20 protein-coding genes are annotated in these 18,648 nt (G+C 73.8%); 15 read left to right on the forward strand and 5 right to left on the reverse strand.

Annotated elements, in window-relative coordinates; translation table 11 throughout:
- Nucleotides 1-5: 5 nt before the first annotated feature.
- Nucleotides 6-602, reverse strand: a complete 597-nt coding sequence (locus H1226_RS14095; protein ID WP_425565682.1) for a non-oxidative hydroxyarylic acid decarboxylases subunit B — start codon at nucleotides 600-602, stop codon at nucleotides 6-8.
- A 143-nt stretch (nucleotides 603-745) separates the two neighbouring features.
- On the opposite strand from H1226_RS14095, the gene H1226_RS14100 reads away from it, so the two are divergent.
- Nucleotides 746-1,195, forward strand: a complete 450-nt coding sequence (locus tag H1226_RS14100; protein WP_224967825.1) for a MarR family winged helix-turn-helix transcriptional regulator — start codon at nucleotides 746-748, stop codon at nucleotides 1,193-1,195.
- Between the two features lie 270 nt (nucleotides 1,196-1,465).
- Nucleotides 1,466-3,214 carry a sensor histidine kinase gene (locus tag H1226_RS14105; protein ID WP_258341121.1) on the forward strand — a complete coding sequence of 583 codons (1,749 nt, stop codon included), beginning with the start codon at nucleotides 1,466-1,468 and terminating at the stop codon, nucleotides 3,212-3,214.
- A gap of 40 nt (nucleotides 3,215-3,254) precedes the next feature.
- On the opposite strand, the gene H1226_RS14110 is transcribed toward H1226_RS14105, so the two are convergent.
- Complete coding sequence (locus H1226_RS14110; RefSeq protein ID WP_224967823.1) at nucleotides 3,255-3,944, reverse strand: response regulator; 690 nt, start codon at nucleotides 3,942-3,944, stop codon at nucleotides 3,255-3,257.
- Between the two features lie 310 nt (nucleotides 3,945-4,254).
- Here H1226_RS14110 and H1226_RS14115 point away from each other — a divergent pair, with 310 nt between their 5' ends.
- The gene (locus H1226_RS14115) at nucleotides 4,255-4,491 is read left to right on the forward strand and encodes a hypothetical protein (RefSeq protein WP_258341122.1); all 237 of its coding nucleotides are present in this window, start codon (nucleotides 4,255-4,257) and stop codon (nucleotides 4,489-4,491) included.
- A 49-nt stretch (nucleotides 4,492-4,540) separates the two neighbouring features.
- Here H1226_RS14115 and H1226_RS14120 read toward each other — a convergent pair whose 3' ends face one another.
- Together H1226_RS14120 and sfnG are read right to left on the reverse strand one after the other, a co-directional pair.
- Entirely contained in the window at nucleotides 4,541-5,767 is a 1,227-nt protein-coding gene (locus H1226_RS14120; RefSeq protein WP_258341123.1) for an acyl-CoA dehydrogenase family protein, read from the reverse strand.
- A gap of 34 nt (nucleotides 5,768-5,801) precedes the next feature.
- Nucleotides 5,802-6,929 (reverse strand): dimethylsulfone monooxygenase SfnG, encoded by a 1,128-nt coding sequence (sfnG, locus tag H1226_RS14125; protein ID WP_258341124.1) that lies wholly within the window; start codon nucleotides 6,927-6,929, stop codon nucleotides 5,802-5,804.
- Between the two features lie 468 nt (nucleotides 6,930-7,397).
- Between sfnG and H1226_RS14130 the strand changes: the two genes are divergently transcribed.
- The 12 genes from H1226_RS14130 to H1226_RS14185 all read left to right on the forward strand — a co-directional run bounded on the left by H1226_RS14130 (nucleotide 7,398) and on the right by H1226_RS14185 (nucleotide 17,476).
- Nucleotides 7,398-7,883 carry an NUDIX hydrolase gene (locus H1226_RS14130; RefSeq protein WP_224958701.1) on the forward strand — a complete coding sequence of 162 codons (486 nt, stop codon included), beginning with the start codon at nucleotides 7,398-7,400 and terminating at the stop codon, nucleotides 7,881-7,883.
- Nucleotides 7,884-8,419: 536 nt separating this feature from the next.
- On the forward strand, nucleotides 8,420-9,238 hold the full coding sequence (locus H1226_RS14135; protein WP_258341125.1) for a CoA transferase subunit A: 819 nt from the start codon (nucleotides 8,420-8,422) through the stop codon (nucleotides 9,236-9,238).
- The gene (locus H1226_RS14140; protein WP_258341126.1) at nucleotides 9,235-9,996 is read left to right on the forward strand and encodes a CoA-transferase subunit beta; all 762 of its coding nucleotides are present in this window, start codon (nucleotides 9,235-9,237) and stop codon (nucleotides 9,994-9,996) included. Before H1226_RS14135 ends, H1226_RS14140 begins: the two co-directional genes overlap by 4 nt.
- The gene (locus H1226_RS14145) at nucleotides 9,993-11,174 is read left to right on the forward strand and encodes a thiolase family protein (protein WP_258341127.1); all 1,182 of its coding nucleotides are present in this window, start codon (nucleotides 9,993-9,995) and stop codon (nucleotides 11,172-11,174) included. The genes H1226_RS14140 and H1226_RS14145 overlap by 4 nt, the downstream gene beginning before the upstream one ends.
- Nucleotides 11,175-11,188: 14 nt before the next feature.
- Nucleotides 11,189-11,911, forward strand: coding sequence for a protocatechuate 3,4-dioxygenase subunit beta (gene pcaH, locus H1226_RS14150; protein ID WP_258341128.1), 723 nt, complete (start codon nucleotides 11,189-11,191; stop codon nucleotides 11,909-11,911).
- The gene (pcaG, locus tag H1226_RS14155) at nucleotides 11,911-12,480 is read left to right on the forward strand and encodes a protocatechuate 3,4-dioxygenase subunit alpha (protein ID WP_258341129.1); all 570 of its coding nucleotides are present in this window, start codon (nucleotides 11,911-11,913) and stop codon (nucleotides 12,478-12,480) included. Before pcaH ends, pcaG begins: the two co-directional genes overlap by 1 nt.
- Nucleotides 12,481-12,499: 19 nt before the next feature.
- Complete coding sequence (gene pcaB, locus H1226_RS14160; protein ID WP_258341130.1) at nucleotides 12,500-13,813, forward strand: 3-carboxy-cis,cis-muconate cycloisomerase; 1,314 nt, start codon at nucleotides 12,500-12,502, stop codon at nucleotides 13,811-13,813.
- A complete protein-coding gene (pcaD, locus tag H1226_RS14165) occupies nucleotides 13,810-14,571 on the forward strand; it encodes a 3-oxoadipate enol-lactonase (RefSeq protein WP_258341131.1) in 762 nt (253 codons plus the stop codon). The genes pcaB and pcaD overlap by 4 nt, the downstream gene beginning before the upstream one ends.
- Nucleotides 14,568-14,951 (forward strand): 4-carboxymuconolactone decarboxylase, encoded by a 384-nt coding sequence (gene pcaC / locus H1226_RS14170; protein ID WP_258341132.1) that lies wholly within the window; start codon nucleotides 14,568-14,570, stop codon nucleotides 14,949-14,951. Before pcaD ends, pcaC begins: the two co-directional genes overlap by 4 nt.
- Nucleotides 14,952-15,035: 84 nt before the next feature.
- Nucleotides 15,036-15,833 (forward strand): IclR family transcriptional regulator, encoded by a 798-nt coding sequence (locus H1226_RS14175; RefSeq protein WP_258341133.1) that lies wholly within the window; start codon nucleotides 15,036-15,038, stop codon nucleotides 15,831-15,833.
- 102 nt (nucleotides 15,834-15,935) lie between these two features.
- Complete coding sequence (locus H1226_RS14180) at nucleotides 15,936-16,478, forward strand: MarR family winged helix-turn-helix transcriptional regulator (RefSeq protein ID WP_224958681.1); 543 nt, start codon at nucleotides 15,936-15,938, stop codon at nucleotides 16,476-16,478.
- A complete protein-coding gene (locus H1226_RS14185) occupies nucleotides 16,475-17,476 on the forward strand; it encodes an LLM class flavin-dependent oxidoreductase (RefSeq protein ID WP_258341134.1) in 1,002 nt (333 codons plus the stop codon). The genes H1226_RS14180 and H1226_RS14185 overlap by 4 nt, the downstream gene beginning before the upstream one ends.
- 7 nt (nucleotides 17,477-17,483) lie before the next feature.
- Here the strand turns inward: H1226_RS14185 and H1226_RS14190 are convergent, their stop codons facing one another.
- Nucleotides 17,484-18,518 carry a DUF3616 domain-containing protein gene (locus tag H1226_RS14190; protein ID WP_258341135.1) on the reverse strand — a complete coding sequence of 345 codons (1,035 nt, stop codon included), beginning with the start codon at nucleotides 18,516-18,518 and terminating at the stop codon, nucleotides 17,484-17,486.
- Nucleotides 18,519-18,648 lie beyond the last annotated feature (130 nt).

An 18,648-nucleotide genomic window follows, 5' to 3' on the forward strand; every position in this document is an offset into this window, starting at 1 on the left:
ACTGGTCATCGGTCGGCCGATGCGTCCCGGGCCGCGCGGAGACCGCCCCAGCGAGGGGTGTCCGGCGCGGGCAGGTCGAACTGGTCGAGGACCCGCATCACGACGTGGTCGAGCAGATCGGTCACCGACTGCGGGTGGTCGTAGAAGGCGGGCATCGGCGGGACCAGCACGGCGCCCATCCGGGAGAGCGCGAGCATGTTCTCCAGGTGGATCTCGCTCAGCGGCGTCTCCCGCGGGACGAGCACGAGCTTGCGCCGCTCCTTGAGCACCACGTCGGCGGCACGTCCGATGAGCCCGTCGGCGTAGCCGGTGCGGATGCCGGCGAGGGTCTTCATGCTGCACGGCACGACGATCATGCCGTCGGTGCGGAACGAGCCGGACGAGATGGACGCGCCCTGTTCGGCGGGCCCGTGCACCACGTCGGCGAGCTCGGCGACCTCGCGGGTGCTGCGGCCGGTTTCGAGCTCGACGGTGGTGCGGGCCCAGCGGCTCAGCACCAGGTGCGTCTCGACCTCGGGCAGGCCGCGCAGCGCTTCGAGCAGGCGCACGCCCAGCGGCGCCCCGGTGGCTCCGGTCATCCCGACGATCAGGCGCACCGCCACCCGCCTCCTTTAGTTCGTAGACGAACGTTCGTACACACACTACCACTCCCGCAGCCGCGGTCACCGCGGCGACGGCTCCGGCCCCACCGCCCGAACCGATCTCGTAGGATGCGAGCCCACCGGACCGGCAAGAGGAGTGCGTCGTGCAGCTGGAAAGCGCCGTCTTCCACCTGATGCGCCGGGTCCTGCAGGACCACGGCGCCCGCTGGCAGGCGCGATCCCCGCAGCTGACCAAGCCGCAGTACGCCGCGCTCACCGCCATCGACGAGGCCCCCGGCATCGAACAGGCCGCGCTGGGCAGGCGCGCCGCGATCGACAAGGCGACGCTCGCCGCGATGCTCGCCCGCCTCGAACAGCGCGGGCTCGTCGCGCGCACCGTCGACCGCTACGACCGCAGGCGCCGCGTGCTGGAGCTGACCGACGAGGGCAGGCGGGTGCTGCGCGAGACCACCGCGCTCGCCGACGAGATCAACAGCACCGCGCTGGACCGGCTCAGCGCCGAGGAATCGGACCGGCTCCGGCAGCTGCTCACCAAGCTCGCCGCCGACGAGACCGGCGAGCTCGCCCCGCCCCCGGAAACCCCCGGCACCTGACCGAGAACGACTCGCCACCACCGCGGCGTTCGGTCACACTCAGGTCACGCTCGACCCCGCGCCGACGGCACGCGGCCCGGCACCGGCGAGCACCGGCACGTCCGCCACGGGCACGGCCGCACCCCGCGGCCGCCGCCCCGACGACCCGGCCCGCGTTCGGCCCGCAGCCCCGGCGGCACCCGGCCGAGACCGCGCCGGGAACGGGCGGCTCCCGCACCGACGCCCCGCCGAAGCACCTCGGCGGGCCCGCCGCACACCGATGGATCAGCGATGTCCGAAGCCTCCTCCCACGACCCGGTCACCGACCGGCTGCAAGAGGTGGCCTCCACGTTGGGCGACCTCCGCCTCGACGAACTGCTCGGCGAGCTGCAGGAGCGGCTGGCCAGGGTGATCAGCACCCGGGACCGGATGCAGGACCTGCTGGACGCGGTCCTCGCGATCGGCACCGAGCTGGAGCTCGACACCACCCTGCACCGCATCGTCACCGCCGCCACCGAGCTGGTGCAGGCCCGCTACGGCGCGCTGGGCGTGCTCGGGCCGGACGGCGAGTTCACCCAGTTCGTGCACGTCGGCATCGACGAGGCCACCGTCGCCCGGATGGGGCCGACGCCGCGGGGCCGCGGGCTGCTCGGGCAGCTCACCCGGGATCCGCGCCCGCTGCGGCTGCGCGACCTCACCCAGCACCCGGCGTCGATCGGCTTCCCGCAGCACCACCCGCCGATGCGCGGCTTCCTCGCCATCCCCATCCGGGTGCGCGACGAGGTGTTCGGCAACCTGTACCTCACCGAGAAGCTCGACGGCGGCGAGTTCGGCCAGGACGACGAGGTGGTGCTGCGCGCGCTGGCCGCGGCCGCCGGGGTGACCATCGAGAACGCGCGGCTGTTCGACCAGGCGCGGCTGCGGCACCGCTGGTTGCAGGCCTCCAGCGAGATCACCACCGAGCTGCTGTCCGGGGTGAGCACCGCCGACGGGCTGCGGCTCATCGCGCAGCGCGCCATGGAGATCTCCCGCGCCGACTGCGCGCTGATCGTGCTGGCCCGCCAGGGCACCTCCACCGGCCAGGCACGGGTCGAGGCCGTCGCCGGGGAGGCGGACATCGAGGTGGGCATCCCGGTGAGCACCGACGGTCCGGTGCTGGCCAGCCTCACCGGCGACACGCCGGTGCTGGAGTCGGACGTGTCCGCGTCCCCGGTCAGCGGGCTCAACCACGTGCTGCCCGGCTACGGCCCGGCGCTGGCCGTGCCGCTGCACTCGGGCGAGGCGGGCGCGGGCGCGGTGATCGCGTTGCGCCGCAAGGAGAGCAGACCGTTCGGGCCGGGCCAGGTGCCGCTGCTGGCGTCCTTCGCCGACCAGACGGCGATCGCGCTGGAGCTGGCGGCGAAGAACCGCGCGCAGCGCCAGCTCGACGTGTTCGGCGAGCGCGACCGCATCGCCCGCGACCTGCACGACCACGTGATCCAGCGGCTGTTCGCGACCGGGCTGAGCCTGCAGGGCACGCTGCGCCGCGCGACCGACTCGGACGTGCGGCGGCGGGTGCAGCAGTCGGTGCAGCAGCTCGACGACACGGTGCGCGAGATCCGCACCGCCATCTTCGACCTGCACTCCTCGCCCGGCGCGGACGACCCGGTGAGCCTGCGCCGCCGGTTGCTGGACACCGTCGCCGACGCCAGCAGCGGCGCCGGGTTCGCCCCGGCGGTGCGGATGTCCGGTGCGATCGACACCGCGGTGCCCGCCGGCCACTTCGAGCACGCGGAGGCGGTGGTGCGGGAGGCGGTCGCGAACGCGCTGCGCCACGGCGGGGCCACCGCGATCACGGTGTCGGTGGACACCGGCGCGGAGCTCACCATCGAGGTGGTCGACAACGGCTGCGGCGCGGCCGGCGGAGCTCCCGGCAACGGGTTGCGCAACCTCCGCGCCCGCGCCGAACAGCTCGCAGGCACCCTGGAACTCACCACCCCCGAGGACGGCGGTACCCGCCTCACCTGGCGAGCCCCCCTCCCCCACGACGACCCCGCCTGACCGGAAGCGCCCGCCGAACGCCGGGCCGTGCACCCCGAGGTCAACCGGAGGAAGGACGAGAGCGGAGTTCGGTGGCCAGGACCGCCGCTTGGGTGCGGCGTTGCATCCCGAGCTTCGAGAGCAGCTGCGAGACGTAGTTCTTCACGGTCTTCTCGGCGAGGAACATCCGCTCGGCGATCTGCCGGTTGGTCATCCCGGCGCCGATCAGCTCCAGCACGGCCCGTTCCTGTTCGGTGAGCCGCCGCAGCGGGTCCTCCCGGGAGTGCTTGCGCCGCTGCCGTTCGAGCACGGCGGAGGTGGTGGCCGCGTCGAGCAGCGAACGACCGGCGGCGACCTGCCGGATCGCGGAGCGCAGGTCGGATCCGAGGACCTGCTTGAGCACGTACCCGGACGCCCCGGCCATGATCGCGTCCAGCAGGGCTTCGTCGTCGGAGAACGAGGTGAGCACCAGGCAGCGCACTCCGGGCAGCAGGGAGAGCAGTTCGCGGCACAGCTCGATGCCGTTGCCGTCGGGCAGCCGCACGTCGAGCACCGCCACGTCGGGCCGGGCCGGTGGCAGCCGCACCAGGGCCTCCTGCACGGTGCCGACCTCGGCGACGATGGTGAAGTCGTCCTCGTCCTCCAGGAGGTCGGCGATCCCGCGGCGCACCACCTCGTGGTCGTCGACGAGGGCGATGCGGGTCGCGCCGCCCGCGTCGGGGCCGGTGCCCGCCTCGTCCGGTTGTGCCATCTCGCAGCCCCCGCTTCCGCCCGCGGCGTGCGGGCGCGCCAGAAACCGTCGCTCCCAGGCTAAGGGCGGTGCGGCGGGCGGCGCAGGGCCGGCGGCGGTGCCCGCTGATCCGGACTCCGGCGGTGGCTGGTGGTGGCCGCATGTCGGTCCGGCTCCGTCCTGGCGTCGTGCGCCGGGTGCCCCCAGCTGTTCTCACCTGTTCGACGGTACGAACCGGATACGGCGGGTCACACGGTCGAAGGTCCCGCCCCCGGCCGGATGACCACGGCCGGGAACTGTTCCGCACCGGTGGCGCGCTGTGGTGTCATCGGTGCTGATCATCGCCGTGGCCCGCGAGGCCGCGGCGCGCGGCGAGCGGGGAAGGGACGGCGGGATGCGGCGAGGACGGCGGGGTCACCCGTGCGAGCCGGACGCGAGCAGGCTGGGACCGTGGTTCTGCCCGGAGTGCGGCCAGGAGTGGGAGATCCACGGCGTGGCGGGCGGCAGGCCGAAGGTCCGGCGGGTCAGCCGGGTCGCGAAGTTCGTCGCCACCTGGCTCGGCGGCTGACGCGCGGCGCGACCCGCCCGGTGGCGCCGGGCGGGTCGCGCGCACCGGATCACGTGTACCAGGTCGGTTCCGGGATCTCGCCGAGCAGCGCGTAGCGGCCCACCTCGACCCGCTTGTACGCGATCGGGTCGTGCAGCGTGTGGGTGCGCAGGTTGCGCCAGAAGATGTCCAGGCCGGCGGAGTTCGCGGTCGCCCGGGCCCCGGTCACCTCGTAGATCCGGGTGGCGATCTCCAGTCCGGTCTGCACGATCCGCTCCTTGGCGGCGGCGATGAGCACGGCGGCCTGCCCGCGCTGCGCGGCGGTCACCGAGTCCCGTTCGGCGTGCAGCAACCCGTCGATGCGCTGCCCGGCGCGGTCCACGAGCGCTTCCGCGGCCCACAGCTTCGCCTGCAGGTCGCCGTAGGTGTCGAGGACGTAGAACTCCTCGGTGGCGCTGTCCTTGTCGTCCCCGCCGTAGGGCCACGGCCGGGTCTTCTCCCGGGTGTAGGCGGTCGCGGCGTCCAGGGCGCCCTGCGCGATGCCGAGGTAGAAGTTGGTGAACACCAGCTGGATGGTGGGCGTGTTCAGCGTGTTGTAGACCAGCGGCTGGAACCGCTTGTCCACGTAGCCCGCCGCCGACTCCCACGGCACCCGCACGCCGCGGATCTCGACGCTGCCGGATTCGGTGAGCCGCTGGCCGAGGTTGTCCCAGTCGTCGCCGTAGACGATGGCCTCCTGGTCGGAGGGCACGATGGCGAAGATGTGGTCGTCGGTGCCGTCGAGGACGCCCTCCAGCACGGTGAGGTCGGAGACCTTGCTGCCGGTGGAGAAGGACTTTCGCCCAGTGTAGACGATCTCATCGCCCTCGTCGGTGATGACCACGTCGGAGTCGCGCGGGTTCACCGCCCCGCCGAAGAACAGGTCGTTCTCGGTGTAGAGCTGCTCGACGGCGTCGATCTGCGCGTCGGTGCCGACCAGCCGCACCGCCCACGCCCACAGGTAGTGGTAGCCGAGCAGCTGGCCGATGGACCCGTCGCCCTTGGCGACCTCGCGGATCACCCGGTAGGCGGTGTCCCAGCGCTGACCGCCCCCGCCGTGCTCGACGGGCCCGAGCAGCCGGACCAGGCCGGATTCCTTGAGCAGCCGGACTTCGGCGTGCGGGGTGGCGCCGGCGCGGTCGCGCTCGACGGCGTCGACGGCCAGCAGCGCGGCCACGTCGCGGGCGCGTTCGAGCCAGCCCTCGGGGGTGTCGGGTCGTCGTTCCCAGCGGGTGGTGGTCGGTTCGGTGGTGCTCACAGCGGTTCTCCTCGGGTTGCGGTGGTGCGGGTGGTCACCGGGTGGCGCCGATGGGGTCGCCGGTGCGGTCGAGGTCCGCTTCGAGTTCGCGGACGATGGGCAGCACGTGGGTGCCGAAGTGCTCGACGTCTTCGAGGTAGTGCAGGAATCCGAGCAGGATCAGGTCCGCGCCGCGCTTCTTGTACTCGATGATGCGGTGCGCGATCTGCTCCGGAGTGCCGATGAGGCCGGTGCGGAAGCCGTCGTTGTACTGGACGAGGTCGGCGAATTCGGAGTCCGCCCACATGCCCTTGCCGTCCGATGTGGACTTCCCGGCCTGCTGCACGGACTTGCGGAACCCTTCGACGGCGGCCACGTCAGCCTTGTCCACGATCTCCTTGAGCACGGCCCTCGCCTCGGCCTCGGTGTCGCGGGCGATGTGGAAGCCGTTGAGGCCGAAGCGGACGGTGCGGCCGTGGGCGGCGGCCTGGGCGCGGACGTCGGCGACCTGCTCGCTGAACCCGTCGAAGTCCTTGCCGTTGCTGAAGTACCAGTCCGAGACGCGTCCGGCGAGGGTGCGCGCCGCGGAGGAGTTGCCGCCCTGGAAGATCTCCGGGTGCGGGCGCCCGGGCACCTCGAACGGTTGCGGGCGCAGGCTGAAGTCGCGGATGCGGTAGAAGTCGCCGGCCAGCTCGAAGTTCGGCTGCGTCCACAGCCCGCGCAGCACGCGGATGAACTCCTCGGTGCGCCGGTAGCGCTCGTCGTGCTCCAGCCAGGGTTCGCCGAGGCCGGTGAACTCCTCCTTGAACCAGCCGCTGACGATGTTCACCGCGAACCGGCCCTGGGACAGGATGTCGGCGGTGATGCCGAACTTCGCGAGGATCGCCGGGTGCCACAGGCCGGGGTGGGCGGCGACGATGAGCTTGAGCCGTTCGGTGGCCAGCAGCAGGCCGAGGCTGAACGCGGCCGGGTCGTGCTGCTGCGCGGCACCGTAGCTGGAGGCGTAGCGGACCTGGCTGAGCGCGTACTCGAACCCGCTGCGCTCGGCGAGCACCGCGAGTTCCTTGTTGTACTCGAACCCGAAGTCGGTGCGCTGTTCGATGGTGCTGGTGACCAGGCCGCCGCTGACGTTGGGCACCCAGTAGGCGAACTTCAGCGGTGCGGCGGGGATGTCGGTGGACACGGTCGTCTCCCGTGGACAGGTCGTGCCGGCGGTGCGCGCGCAGGACGGCGCGCACCGCCGGGTGCGGGGGAAGGTGCCGGTGGCCGCGGTGCGGCGCGAACCGGGTGCGCGGTGGGCGCGACCGGGACGATCACCGGGAGGAGTGCTGATGCCGCCGGAGTCGCGGCGAGGACATCAGGTCAGCGACGACAACCCTGCGCACCGACGCGGACGAAGTCCACGTGGCGGCGGCGGGTCAGGCTGGTCGCGATGAGCACGGGATCATCGTGACCGCATCGGCTGAACGGTGTCAACGGAATGCCGCCACCGTTCCACCAGCCGGGCATCGTCCACAGTGGATGATCGTAACCGGATCGGGCGCCCGTGCGGATCTCCGCGCGGCGGAGCGGGACTCCGCGGGCCCCGCGCGGTAACGTGATCGGTTCGACCGCGCGGCGCCCGACGCCGGGGCAGGAAGGGGATTCAGCCATGGCCAAGTTCACCTGGCACACCCGCGCCGTGCCCGGAGGCCTACCGGTCCGCCAGGTCTACGGGTTCCTGTTCGCCCCGGACGGGCGCGTGCTGATCAGGGTGGACGGCGCGAAGCACTCGCTGCCCGGCGGGCGACCGGAGCCCGGCGAGTCCGCCTACGTGGACATCTTGCGGCGCGAGACCTACGAGGAGGTCACGCTCGACATCGCCGAGCCGCACTACCTCGGCTACCAGTGCGTCGACGACGGGCACTCGCCGTACGCGCAGGTGCGGATGGTCGCCGAGATCAGCCGGGTGCACCCGCCGGAACCGGACCCGGACAACGGGCGCACCTACCTGCGGCTGCTGGTGCACCCGGGCAAGGCGGGCGACCTGCTCAACTGGGGCGAGACGGGCCACCAGCAGGCCGCGGCCGCGGCGAACGCCGCGATCGCCGTGCTCGGCCTCCCGCACCAGGGCCTGCCGGACAGCGGCTACCTCTGACCCTCGGGCGCCCCGCGCGGTCCAGCCGGTGCTCGGCCCGGTGCGGAGCCGGCCGCGGCGCCTCGATCGGCGGCCTGGGCCGCCCGGCCACCGGGACCGGCGCCGCGACCGCCACCCAGGACGTCGCGATCCCCAGCGGGCGCTCCAGCGGCACCAGGCCGACGAGCCCGGCGGGGACCCGGCGCCGAGGTGGCACGCGAGGTACGGCGCCCCGGTGATCGCCCCGCGGCACGACCTCCTCCACGGCGGCCGTCGCCCCCGCCGTAGGCCGGCCCGTGCCCGGCCCCCGCGACGACCGCCGCCGGCGGCACCAGGCTCGCCGGCAACGACCCGGCCACCGTCCAGGCCAGGAACCCGGACCGCGACCACGACCCGCCGCCCCCTCGGCTTCGGAGTGAACGGACCGTTCGCCTCATCTCGTTGGTCGAACGGTCCGTTCACCACTGCTCCGCGCGGTGCTTGACCGCGTCGTCGCGGCGGCACTACTGTTCGCTCAAAGAACACATGTTCACTATGCGCACGATCGGAGCGGATCGGTGGCACGCATCCTCGCCCTCGACGAGGCGATCGCCGAGTTGGTCGCCGACGGCGACGTGATCGCACTCGAAGGCTTCACCCACCTCATCCCGGTCGCCGCCGGGCACGAGATCATCCGGCAGCGCAAGCGCGACCTGGTGCTGTGCCGGATGACGCCGGACATCGTCTACGACCAGCTCATCGGCGCCGGGTGCGCGCGCAAGCTGGTGTTCTCCTGGGGCGGCAACCCCGGAGTCGGTTCGCTGCACCGGTTCCGGGACGCCGTGCAGCACTCCTGGCCGGTGCCGCTGGAGATCGAGGAGCACAGCCACGCCGGCATGGCCAACCGCTACGCCGCGGGCGCCTCCGGGCTGCCGTTCGCGATCCTGCGCGGCTACACCGGCACCGACCTGCCCGCGCACACCGACTCCATCAAGACCGTCACCTGCCCGTTCACCGGCGAGGAGCTGGCCGCGGTACCCGCGCTGAACCCGGACGTCGGCATCGTGCACGCGCAGCAGGCCGACCGGCAGGGCAACGTGCAGCTGTGGGGCATCACCGGGGTGCAGAAGGAGACCGTGCTCGCCGCGAAGCGCTCCCTGGTGACCGTCGAGGAGGTCGTCGACGAGCTCACCCCGCGGCCCGGCGCCGTGGTGCTGCCGACGTGGGCCGTCACCGCCGTCGCCGAGGTCCCCGGCGGCGCCCACCCGTCCTACGCGCAGGGCTACTCGGAACGGGACAACGACCACTACCGGCGCTGGGACGCGATCTCTCGCGACCGCGCCGAGTTCGAGGCGTGGCTGGACCGCGAGGGCCTGGTCGAGAGGAGCGCGCGATGACGTTCACCGCCGACGAGATGATGAGCGTCGCGGCCGCGCGCTCGCTCACCGACGGTGCCGCCTGCTTCGTCGGCATCGGGCTGCCCAGCACCGCCGCGAACCTGGCCCGCCGCACCCACGCCCCCGACCTGGTGCTGATCTACGAATCGGGCACGCTCGGGGCGAAACCGGACCGGCTGCCGCTGTCCATCGGCGACGGGGTGCTCGCCGACACGGCCGACTCGGTGGTGAGCGTGCCGGAGATCTTCAACTACTGGTTGCAGCCGGGCCGCATCGACTTCGGGTTCCTCGGCGGCGCGCAGATCGACCGGTTCGGCAACATCAACTCGACCGTGATCGGGGACGACTACGCGGACCCGAAGGTGCGGCTGCCCGGCGCGGGCGGTGCCCCGGAGATCGCCGCCTCCTGCAAGGAGGTGCTGGTGGTGATGCGCCAGAGCACCCGCAGCTTCGTGGAGTCCGTCGACTTCATCAGTTCCGTCGGCTACGGCCGCGGCGCGGGCGACCGGGAGCGGCTGGGGCTGCGCGGGCGCGGCCCGGTGAAGGTGATCACCGACCTGGGCGTGCTCGAACCCGATCCGCGGACCTGCGAGCTGACCCTCACCCGGCTGAGCCCCGGCGTGTCCGTCGAGCAGGTGCGGGCCGCCACCGGCTGGAACCTCGAAGTCGCCGACCCGCCCACCGTGCAGGAACCCCCGACCGACACCGAACTGCGGGTGCTGCGGGAACTGAAGGCCACGATCGGAGCAGAAGCATGAGCAACGGCGCTCACATCCTGGACGCGGTGCGCACGCCCTTCGGCCGCTACGGCAAGGGCCTCGCCGAGGTGCGCCCGGACGACCTGGCCGCGCACGTGGTGCGCACCCTCGTGGACCGCTCCCCCGGGCTGGATCCGGCGCGCATCGAGGACGTCGCGTTCGGCGACGCCAACGGCGCCGGGGAGGACAACCGCAACGTCGCGCGGATGGCGGCGCTGCTGGCGGGCCTGCCGACCGGCGTCCCGGGCGCCACGGTGAACCGGCTGTGCGGATCCGGGCTGGAGGCCGCCATCGGCGCCAGCCGGGCCGTGGAGACCGGCGACCACGAACTGACCATCGCCGGCGGCGTCGAGTCGATGAGCCGCGCGCCGTGGGTGCTGCAGAAACCAGCGGGCGGTTTCCCGCGCGGGCACGAGACGCTGCACTCGACCACTCTCGGCTGGCGGATGACGAACCCGGCGATGCCGGAGCGCTGGACCATCGGGCTCGGTTCCTCCGCCGAACTGCTCGCCGAACGCTACGGCATCGGCCGCGAGGCCCAGGACGAGTTCGCGGTGCGCAGCCACCGCCGCGCCGCCGCCGCGTGGGAGGCCGGGGCGTTCGAGCGCGAAGTGGTCCCCGTGCCGGGCACCGAGCTGACCGCGGACGAGGGCGTGCGGGCGGACAGCTCGGTGGCGAAGCTGGCGAAGCTCAAGCCCGCGTTCCGCGACGGCGGCACCGTCACCGCGGGCAACTCCTCCCCGCTCAACGACGGCGCCGCCGCGCTGCTCATCGGTTCCGAAGCGGTCGCCGCCGACCTGGGCGTCACCCCGCTGGCCCGGATCGCCGGGCGCGGCGTCGCCGGGGTGGATCCGGACGTGTTCGGCATCGGCCCGGTGGCGGCGGCGGAGACCGCGCTGCGCCGCGCGGGCATCGGCTGGGGCGACCTGACCGCGGTGGAGCTCAACGAGGCGTTCGCCGCGCAGTCGCTGGCCTGCCTCGCCGAATGGCCGGACCTGGACCCGGAGATCGTGAACGTGCAGGGCGGCGCCATCGCCCTCGGCCACCCGCTGGGCGCGTCGGGCGCGCGCATCCTGGGAACCCTGGCGCACCAGCTGCGGGCCGCGGGTGGCGGCTGGGGGCTGGCGGCGATCTGCATCGGGGTGGGGCAGGGCCTGGCCGTGGTCCTGCAGGCGTGAAGGAGGAGCCGACGATGAGCATGCTGCTGCCGCACTACCCGCCCGACACCGCCTCGCACCCGCCGCTGGACAGCGCCGAGTACCGCTCCTCGGCGCTGCGGTACCCGAAGCAGCCGCTGCGGCTGCTGCCGCAGTACCTCACCGAGGTCACCGGCCCGCTGCTGGGCCACGACCGGGTGGGCGAGCACGACCACGACCTGACCGCCGGGCACGCGGGCGAACCGATGGGCGAGCGGATCGTCGTCAGCGGCCGGGTACTCGACTCCGGCGGGAAACCGGTGCCGCACACGCTGCTGGAGCTGTGGCAGGCGAACTCGGCGGGCCGCTACCTGCACTCCGGCGACCGGCACCCGGCACCGCTGGACCCGAACTTCACCGGCGTGGGGCGGGCGATGACGGACGCGGACGGCCACTACCGGTTCGTGACGATCAAGCCGGGCGCCTACCCGTGGCGCAACCACGACAACGCGTGGCGGCCGGCGCACCTGCACTTCTCGCTGTTCGGGCAGGCGTTCACCCAGCGGTTGATCACCCAGATGTACTTCCCGGGCGATCCGCTGTTCGGCCAGGACCCGATCTTCAACTCGGTGCGCGACCCGGCGGCGCGGGACCGCATGATCAGCCGGTTCGACCTGGCGAGCACCGTGCCGGAGTGGGCGCTGAGCTACAAGTTCGACATCGTGCTGCGCGGCGCGCACGCCACCCCGTTCGAGGACGACGAGGAGGACGACGACTGATGCCGGAGCAGGGTGCGCTCACCACGCCGTCGCAGACGGTCGGACCGTTCTACGCGCTGCCGGACGGGTTGCTGTGGCCGGACGGCCCCGAGGTCGTCGCGCCCGGCGCGCCCGGCGCGATCCTGCTGCGCGGAACGGTGTTCGACGGAGCGGGCGAGCCGGTGCCGGACGCGGTGCTGGAGATCTGGCAGGCCGATGAGCGGGGCCGGTTCGCCCACCACGCCGATCCGCGCGGCGCGGCGGGCTCGTTCCAGGGATTCGGGCGCTGCGGCACCGATCCGCGTGGCGGTTTCTGGTTCCGCACGGTCAAACCCGGCCCGCTGCCGACGCCCGACGGGCGCACCGAAGCACCGCACCTGGACGTGACGGTGCTGGCGCGCGGCATGCTGCAGCGGCTGGTGACCCGGGTGTACTTCCCCGACGAGGCCGCCGCGAACGCCGCCGACCCCGTGCTGTCCACCGTGGAGGAGGAACGCCGGGGCACGCTGGTCGCGGTCGCCGAACCGGACGGGCTGCGCTTCGACGTCCGCCTCCAGGGCGACGGCGAGACCGTCTTCTTCGAGCTCTGAGGCCGCGATGTTCACCCCGATGTTCAGCACGCCGGACGCCGAACGGCGCACCGGCGCGGCGGCGTGGGCGCAGGCGATGCTCGACTTCGAGGCGGCCCTGGTCCGCGCGCAGGCCCGCGCCGGGGTGGTCCCGCCGGACGCGGCCGAGCGGATCGCGGCGCACTGCCGGGCCGAGGAGTTCGACCTGGAGTCGATCGCGCGCCGCGCCGTCGGCTCGGCGACCCCGGTGATCGCGCTGGTCGCGGACTTGACCGCCCTGGTGGAGCCCGCGGACCGCCCGCACGTGCACGTGGGCGCCACCAGCCAGGACGTGCTGGACACGGCCGCGATGCTGGTGGCCCGCCGCGCGCTGCGCGGGGTGCTAGCCGACCTGCGCGGCGCCGCCGACCGCTGCGCCGAGCTGGCGCGGGACCACCGCGGCACGCTCATGATCGGACGCTCGCTGCTGCAGCAGGCGTTGCCGACGACGTTCGGCCGCCGCTGCGCGAGCTGGCTGACCGCGCTGGACGAGTCAGCGGACGCGCTGGACCGGGTGGTCGCCGAGCGGCTCGCGGTGCAGCTGGGCGGCCCCGCCGGAACGCTCGGTTCCCTCGGCGACCGCGGCACGGCCGTGCTCGGGCACCTCGCCGCCGAGCTGGGACTGGCCGAACCGGTGCTGCCGTGGCACACCGACCGCACCCGCGTCGCCGAGCTGGCGGGCGCGCTGGGCACCGCGGCGGGCGCACTCGGCAAGATCGCGCTGGACGTGGAGCTGCACGCGCAGACCGAGGTCGGCGAGCTCGCCGAGGGCAGCTCCGGCGGTTCCTCGGCGATGCCGCACAAGCAGAACCCGGCGGGTTCGGTGCTGATCACCGCCGCCGCGCACCGGGTGCCCGGCCTGGTGGCGACGCTGCTGGCGGCGATGCCGCAGCCGCACGAGCGCGCCGCCGGGACCTGGCAGGCCGAATGGGAACCGCTGACCGAACTGCTGCGCCTGGTCGCCGCCGCCTCCTCCGGCGCGGAGCGGCTGCTGGCCGGGCTGCGGGTGCGCACCGATCGGATGGCGGCGAACGTGGAGCTCACCGCCGGGCTGGTGATGGCCGAGAGCGCGTCCGCCGCGCTGCGCGGCGCGCTGGGCGGCACCGAGGCGCGGCAGCTGGTCGCCGAGCTGTGCGGGCGGGTCGCCGAGCGCGGCGGCACGTTGCGCTCCGCGCTGCTCGCCGACGAGCGGGTGCGGGCGGTGCTGTCCGAACCGGAGGTCGTCGCGGCGACCGAGCCCGCCGACCACCTCGGATCGGCCGGGGCGTTCGTGGACCGCGCCCTGGCCCGGCACGACCTCGGAGGGAACCGATGATCCCGCACCACGACCTGACCGGACCGGACGGCGCCGAGGTGCTGGTGCTGTCCAATTCGCTGGGCACCGCCCTGGGGCTCTGGGACGGGCAGCTGCCGGTGCTCGCCGAGCACTTCCGGGTGCTGCGCTACGACCAGCGCGGGCACGGGGGCACCGCCGCACCACCCGGCCCGTACCGGCTCGGCGAGCTCGGCACGGACGTGCTGGAGCTGCTGGACCGGCTCGGCGTGGCCCGCGCGCACTTCGCGGGGGTGTCGCTGGGCGGCATGACCGGCATGTGGCTGGCCCAGCACGCGCCGGAGCGGATCGGGCGGCTCGCGCTGATCTGCACCTCCGCCGAGCTCACCCCGCGCCAGGCGTGGCGGGACCGCGCCGCGCAGGCCCGGCGGGAGGGCACCACGTCGATGGTCGCGAGCTCCCTGGAGCGCTGGTTCACGCCCGCGTTCGCCGGCGGGGACGGGGTGGTGCCGTTCGCCGCCGCGCTCAGCGCCTGCGACGACGAGGGCTACGCGAGCTGCGCGGAGGCGATCGCCGAGCTGGACCTGGTGGACGGCCTGCCGCGGATCACCGCGCCGACGCTGGTGCTCGCCGGCCGCGAGGACCCGGCCACTCCCCCGCCGCACGCCGAACGCATCGCCGCCGCGGTGCCCGGTGCGCGCCTGGAGATCCTCGATGACGCCTCGCACCTGGCCGTCGCGGAACGGCCGGACGCGGTGAACGCCCTGCTGCTGGACCACTTCACGAGGAGCGCGCGATGACCGACGACACGACCCGGCACGCCGAGGGCATGGCGGTGCGCCGCGCGGTGCTCGGCGACGCGCACGTGGACCGCGCCGTCGCGGCGACGACCGAGTTCACCGCCGGATTCCAGGACTTCATCACCCGCTACGCGTGGGGCGAGCTGTGGGCCGGGGACGGGGTGCCGCGCCCGACCCGCAGTTGCCTGACGCTGGCGATCCTCGCCGCGACCGGCTGCGAGGAGGAGTTCGCGATGCACGTGCGCGCCGCCCGCCGCAACGGCGTCAGCCCCGAGGAGATCCGCGAGGTGCTGATGCACGTCGCGATCTACGCCGGGGTGCCGAAGGCGAACCGCGCCTTCGCCCTCGCCCGGGACGTGCTCGCCGCCGAGGACGGCTGACGGGTGCCGCGGGCGGCCCGGGTGTCGCATGTGGAACGGTAGGTGCCCGGGGGCGAGGGCCGCTCCGGACGAGCGAGGAGAGCGATGGAACCGGCTTCGGAATCCGGCGGGTACGTGCAGTCGCTGGCGCGCGGCCTCGCGGTGATCCGCGCGTTCGACGAGACGCGGCCGGAGATGACGCTCAGCGACGTCGCGCGGGCCACCGACCTGTCCCGCGCCGCCGCCCGCCGGTTCCTGCACACCCTGGTGCAGCTGGGCTACGTGTGGACGGACGGCAGGCGGTTCGCGCTGACGCCGCGGGTGCTGGAGCTGGGCTTCGCCTACCTGTCCAGCATGTCGCTGCCGGAGATCGCTCAGCCGCACCTGGAACGCCTGGTGTCGCGGGTGCACGAATCGGCGTCGGTGTCGGTGCTCGACGGCGACGACATCGTCTACATCGCCCGGGTGCCCACCAGCCGCATCATGACCGTGTCGATCAACATCGGCACCCGGTTCCCCGCGTACGCGACCTCGATGGGCCGGGTGCTGCTGGCGAACCTGCCGGACGAGCGGCTGGACGACTTCCTCGCGCGGGTGCGGCTGGACCCGCTGGGCCCGCACACCGTGGGCAGCGCCGCGGAGCTGCGCGCCGAGCTGGCGCGGATCCGGGAGCAGGGCTGGTCGCTGGTGGACCAGGAGCTGGAGGCGGGGCTGCGGTCGATCGCCGCGCCGATCCGGGACCGCGCGGACCGGGTGGTGGCGGCGGCGAACATCTCCTCGCACGCCAGCCGCACCACGGCCGAACAGGCGCGGGAGAACCTGCTGCCGCCGCTGCTGGAGACGACCGGGGCGATCGGCGCGGACCTGCGCTCGGCGCCCGGTTCGGCGGCCACCGCGCGGTGATCGGCTGAGGACCGGGGGCTCCCGAACGGCCCTGCCCGGCATCCCTCGCCCCGATATCGGTATCGTACCGGTATCGCCGGAACGCCGAGGAGGGACGAGACCGTGACCGACGCGCAGCACCCCCGCGCCGCGGCCGGCACCGAGCTCCCCGAGCCGGGCCCACCGAGCGAACCGGACGGCACCACCTGCGACGCGATCGACACCGTCGAGTTCCAGACCGCGGTGCTGATGCGCAACCTGGAGATGCTGTGCCGCCGCGGCGAACTCCACCAGGAGGTGGACCGCGCCGGGTACCTGCTGCTGCGCACCTTGATCGCGCGCGGCCCGTCCGACATCGGCGGGCTCGCCGCCGCGCTCGGCCTGGACCCGTCCACGACCGGCAGGCAGGTGCTCGCCGCGGAACGCGCCGGGCACCTCACCCGCAGCCCCGACGGCGCCGACCGCCGCCGCAGCGTCCTGGCGATCACCGGTTCCGGTGCGGCGGCGGTGCGCGCGGTGTGCGAACGCCGCCGCGAACGCACCGCGGCCCTGCTCTCCGGCTGGAGCGAGCAGGACCTGCGGCTGCTGTCCGAGATGGTCAGCCGCTACAACCGGGCCATCGCCGAGGAATTCCTGGAAACCGACCCGCCCGGAGGGGCTTCGTGACCGCACCGCACGTTCCGCTCGACGTCCTCGACCTCGTCTCCGTCAGCGAGGGCTCCACCATCGCCGACGCGATCGCCTCCTCGATGGCGGCCGCCGAACTCGCCGACGAGCTCGGCTACTCGCGGGTGTGGTACGCCGAGCACCACAACACCCCGTACCTCGGCGCCACCGCGACCGCGCTGCTCATCGCGCAGGCCGCCGACCGCACCGAGCGGATCCGCGTCGGCTCCGGCGGCATCATGCTGCCCAACCACGCGCCGCTGCAGGTGGCGGAGTCGTTCGGCACCCTGGCCCAGTTGCACCCCGGGCGGATCGACCTCGGGCTGGGCCGCGCGCCCGGCACCGACCAGCTCACCGCCCAGCTGCTGAGCCGGTCCGGGGCGGACGCGCAGAGCTTCGCGAACTCGATCTACGACCTCACCGGCTGGTTCGGCGACGAAGGCCGCGGGCACAGCGCACCGGTCACCGCGGGGCCGGCGACCGGGACGCACGTCCCGCTGTGGGTGCTGGGATCCACGGTGAACGGCGCGTCCATCGCGGGGCAGCTGGGCCTGCCGTTCGCGGTCGCCTCGCACTTCGCGCCCGCCGACCTGGACGAGATCGTCGAGGTGTACCGCTCCGCGTTCTCCACCGAGGCACCGACCGCGCAGCTCACCGAGCCGCGCCTGATGATCGGCGTGAACGTCCTGGTCGCTCCTTCCGACGAGGAGGCGGCACGGCTGTGGACGACGGTGCAGCGCATGTTCGTCAACGTGCGCAGCGGAAACCGGCGCGCCCTCGAAGCACCGGTGGACCCCGACGCGGTCGACGCCCGGGAACGCCACTTCGCCGACGCGATGCTCGGCATCAACGCCGTCGGCTCCCCGGAGACCGCGGTGCGCCGGCTGGAGGAGCTGGTGACCCGCACCGGCGCCGACGAGCTCATCACCGTCACCTACTGCCACGACCCCGCCGACCGCCTCCGCTCCCTGAAGCTCCTCGCCGAAGCCTGGTTCTGAGGCCCGGTCAGTCCGGGGCGAGGACGTCGGCGAGGACGGTGCCGGGTTCGGGCAGGCGCGCCGGGGCGGGGCTGTCGTGGACGACGAGGAGGTCGCCGCCGGGCAGCACGGTGATGCCCTCGGCGTGGTCGCGGCCTTCGCCGTGCGGCAGGTCGGCCACCCGGACCAGTTCGTCGCGGCGCACGACCTCCGGCAGGTCGGCGCGGGCGGCGCCGGGCCAGCGGTACAGCCGCACCGGGCCGGACAGCGCCATCGACGGCCCGGCGAGCACCAGCAGGTCGTCGCCGTGCGGGCACAGGTCGCGGACGCCGAGGCCGTCGAGGTCCAGGAAGTGCTTGGCGTAGCGCCGGTGCCCGTCGACCTTGCGCAGCACCAGCTCGCCGTCCTCCTCGCGGGGCGCCAGCCGCAGCACCACCGCCCAGCCGCGCAGCACCGGGCCGCGCAGGCCCAGCAGCACCCGCTCCGTCCCCGGCTCGCCGTGCACCGCGATGCCCTCGACGTCGAAACCGTTGTCCTTGCCGGGGATCGGCAGGAACGCCGCCAGGTGCGGGTCGTCGGCCAGCAGCTCGCGCAGGCCCGGTTCGCCGAGCGCCGCGCTGCGCGCCCCGTCGCGGGTGCGGCGCACCGGGACGCCGTCGGAGAGCGCGACCCGCGCCAGCACACGGCGAGCCGGTTCCGGTACGACGGTGGCGAGGCGCTTGGCTGCCTTCGCGTCCGAGTGGTGGGCCTTCGGTTTCTTGCGCTTCGCGCTGTGCGAACCGACGACCCACAGGTAGGGGCCGCGGCGGGCCAGGCCCTCCACGTCGACCTCCTCGTCGGCGCCGCCGGGCAGGTCCAGCACCTCGGTGAGGTCGAACGAGACGTGCTCGGCGTACTCGGGGCGCGGTGCGTCGGTGCGGGTGAAGCGCTCCACCGTGGCGGTCTCGTCGCCGCCGACCCACAGGTGGTGGCCGTCGGCCCGGACCGCGGACAGGTTGACGTGCGTCTCCGCGCGCACGGCGTCGGAGTGGAAGCGCAGCGCGGCCGTACGAGTGGTCCCCATGCGCCTTTTCTACACGGGTGTGTTGTCGCTCGTTTTGCGTGGCACGGGGGTGGCGGAACCTCAGCGGTTCCCTCGCTGCGGGATCGATTTCCCGAGTGGCTCCGCCACGAGGGAAATCGCTGTCCTCGCG

Origin of the sequence: Saccharopolyspora gregorii (assembly GCF_024734405.1) — a bacterium.
GTDB classification, from domain to species: domain Bacteria; phylum Actinomycetota; class Actinomycetes; order Mycobacteriales; family Pseudonocardiaceae; genus Saccharopolyspora_C; species Saccharopolyspora_C gregorii.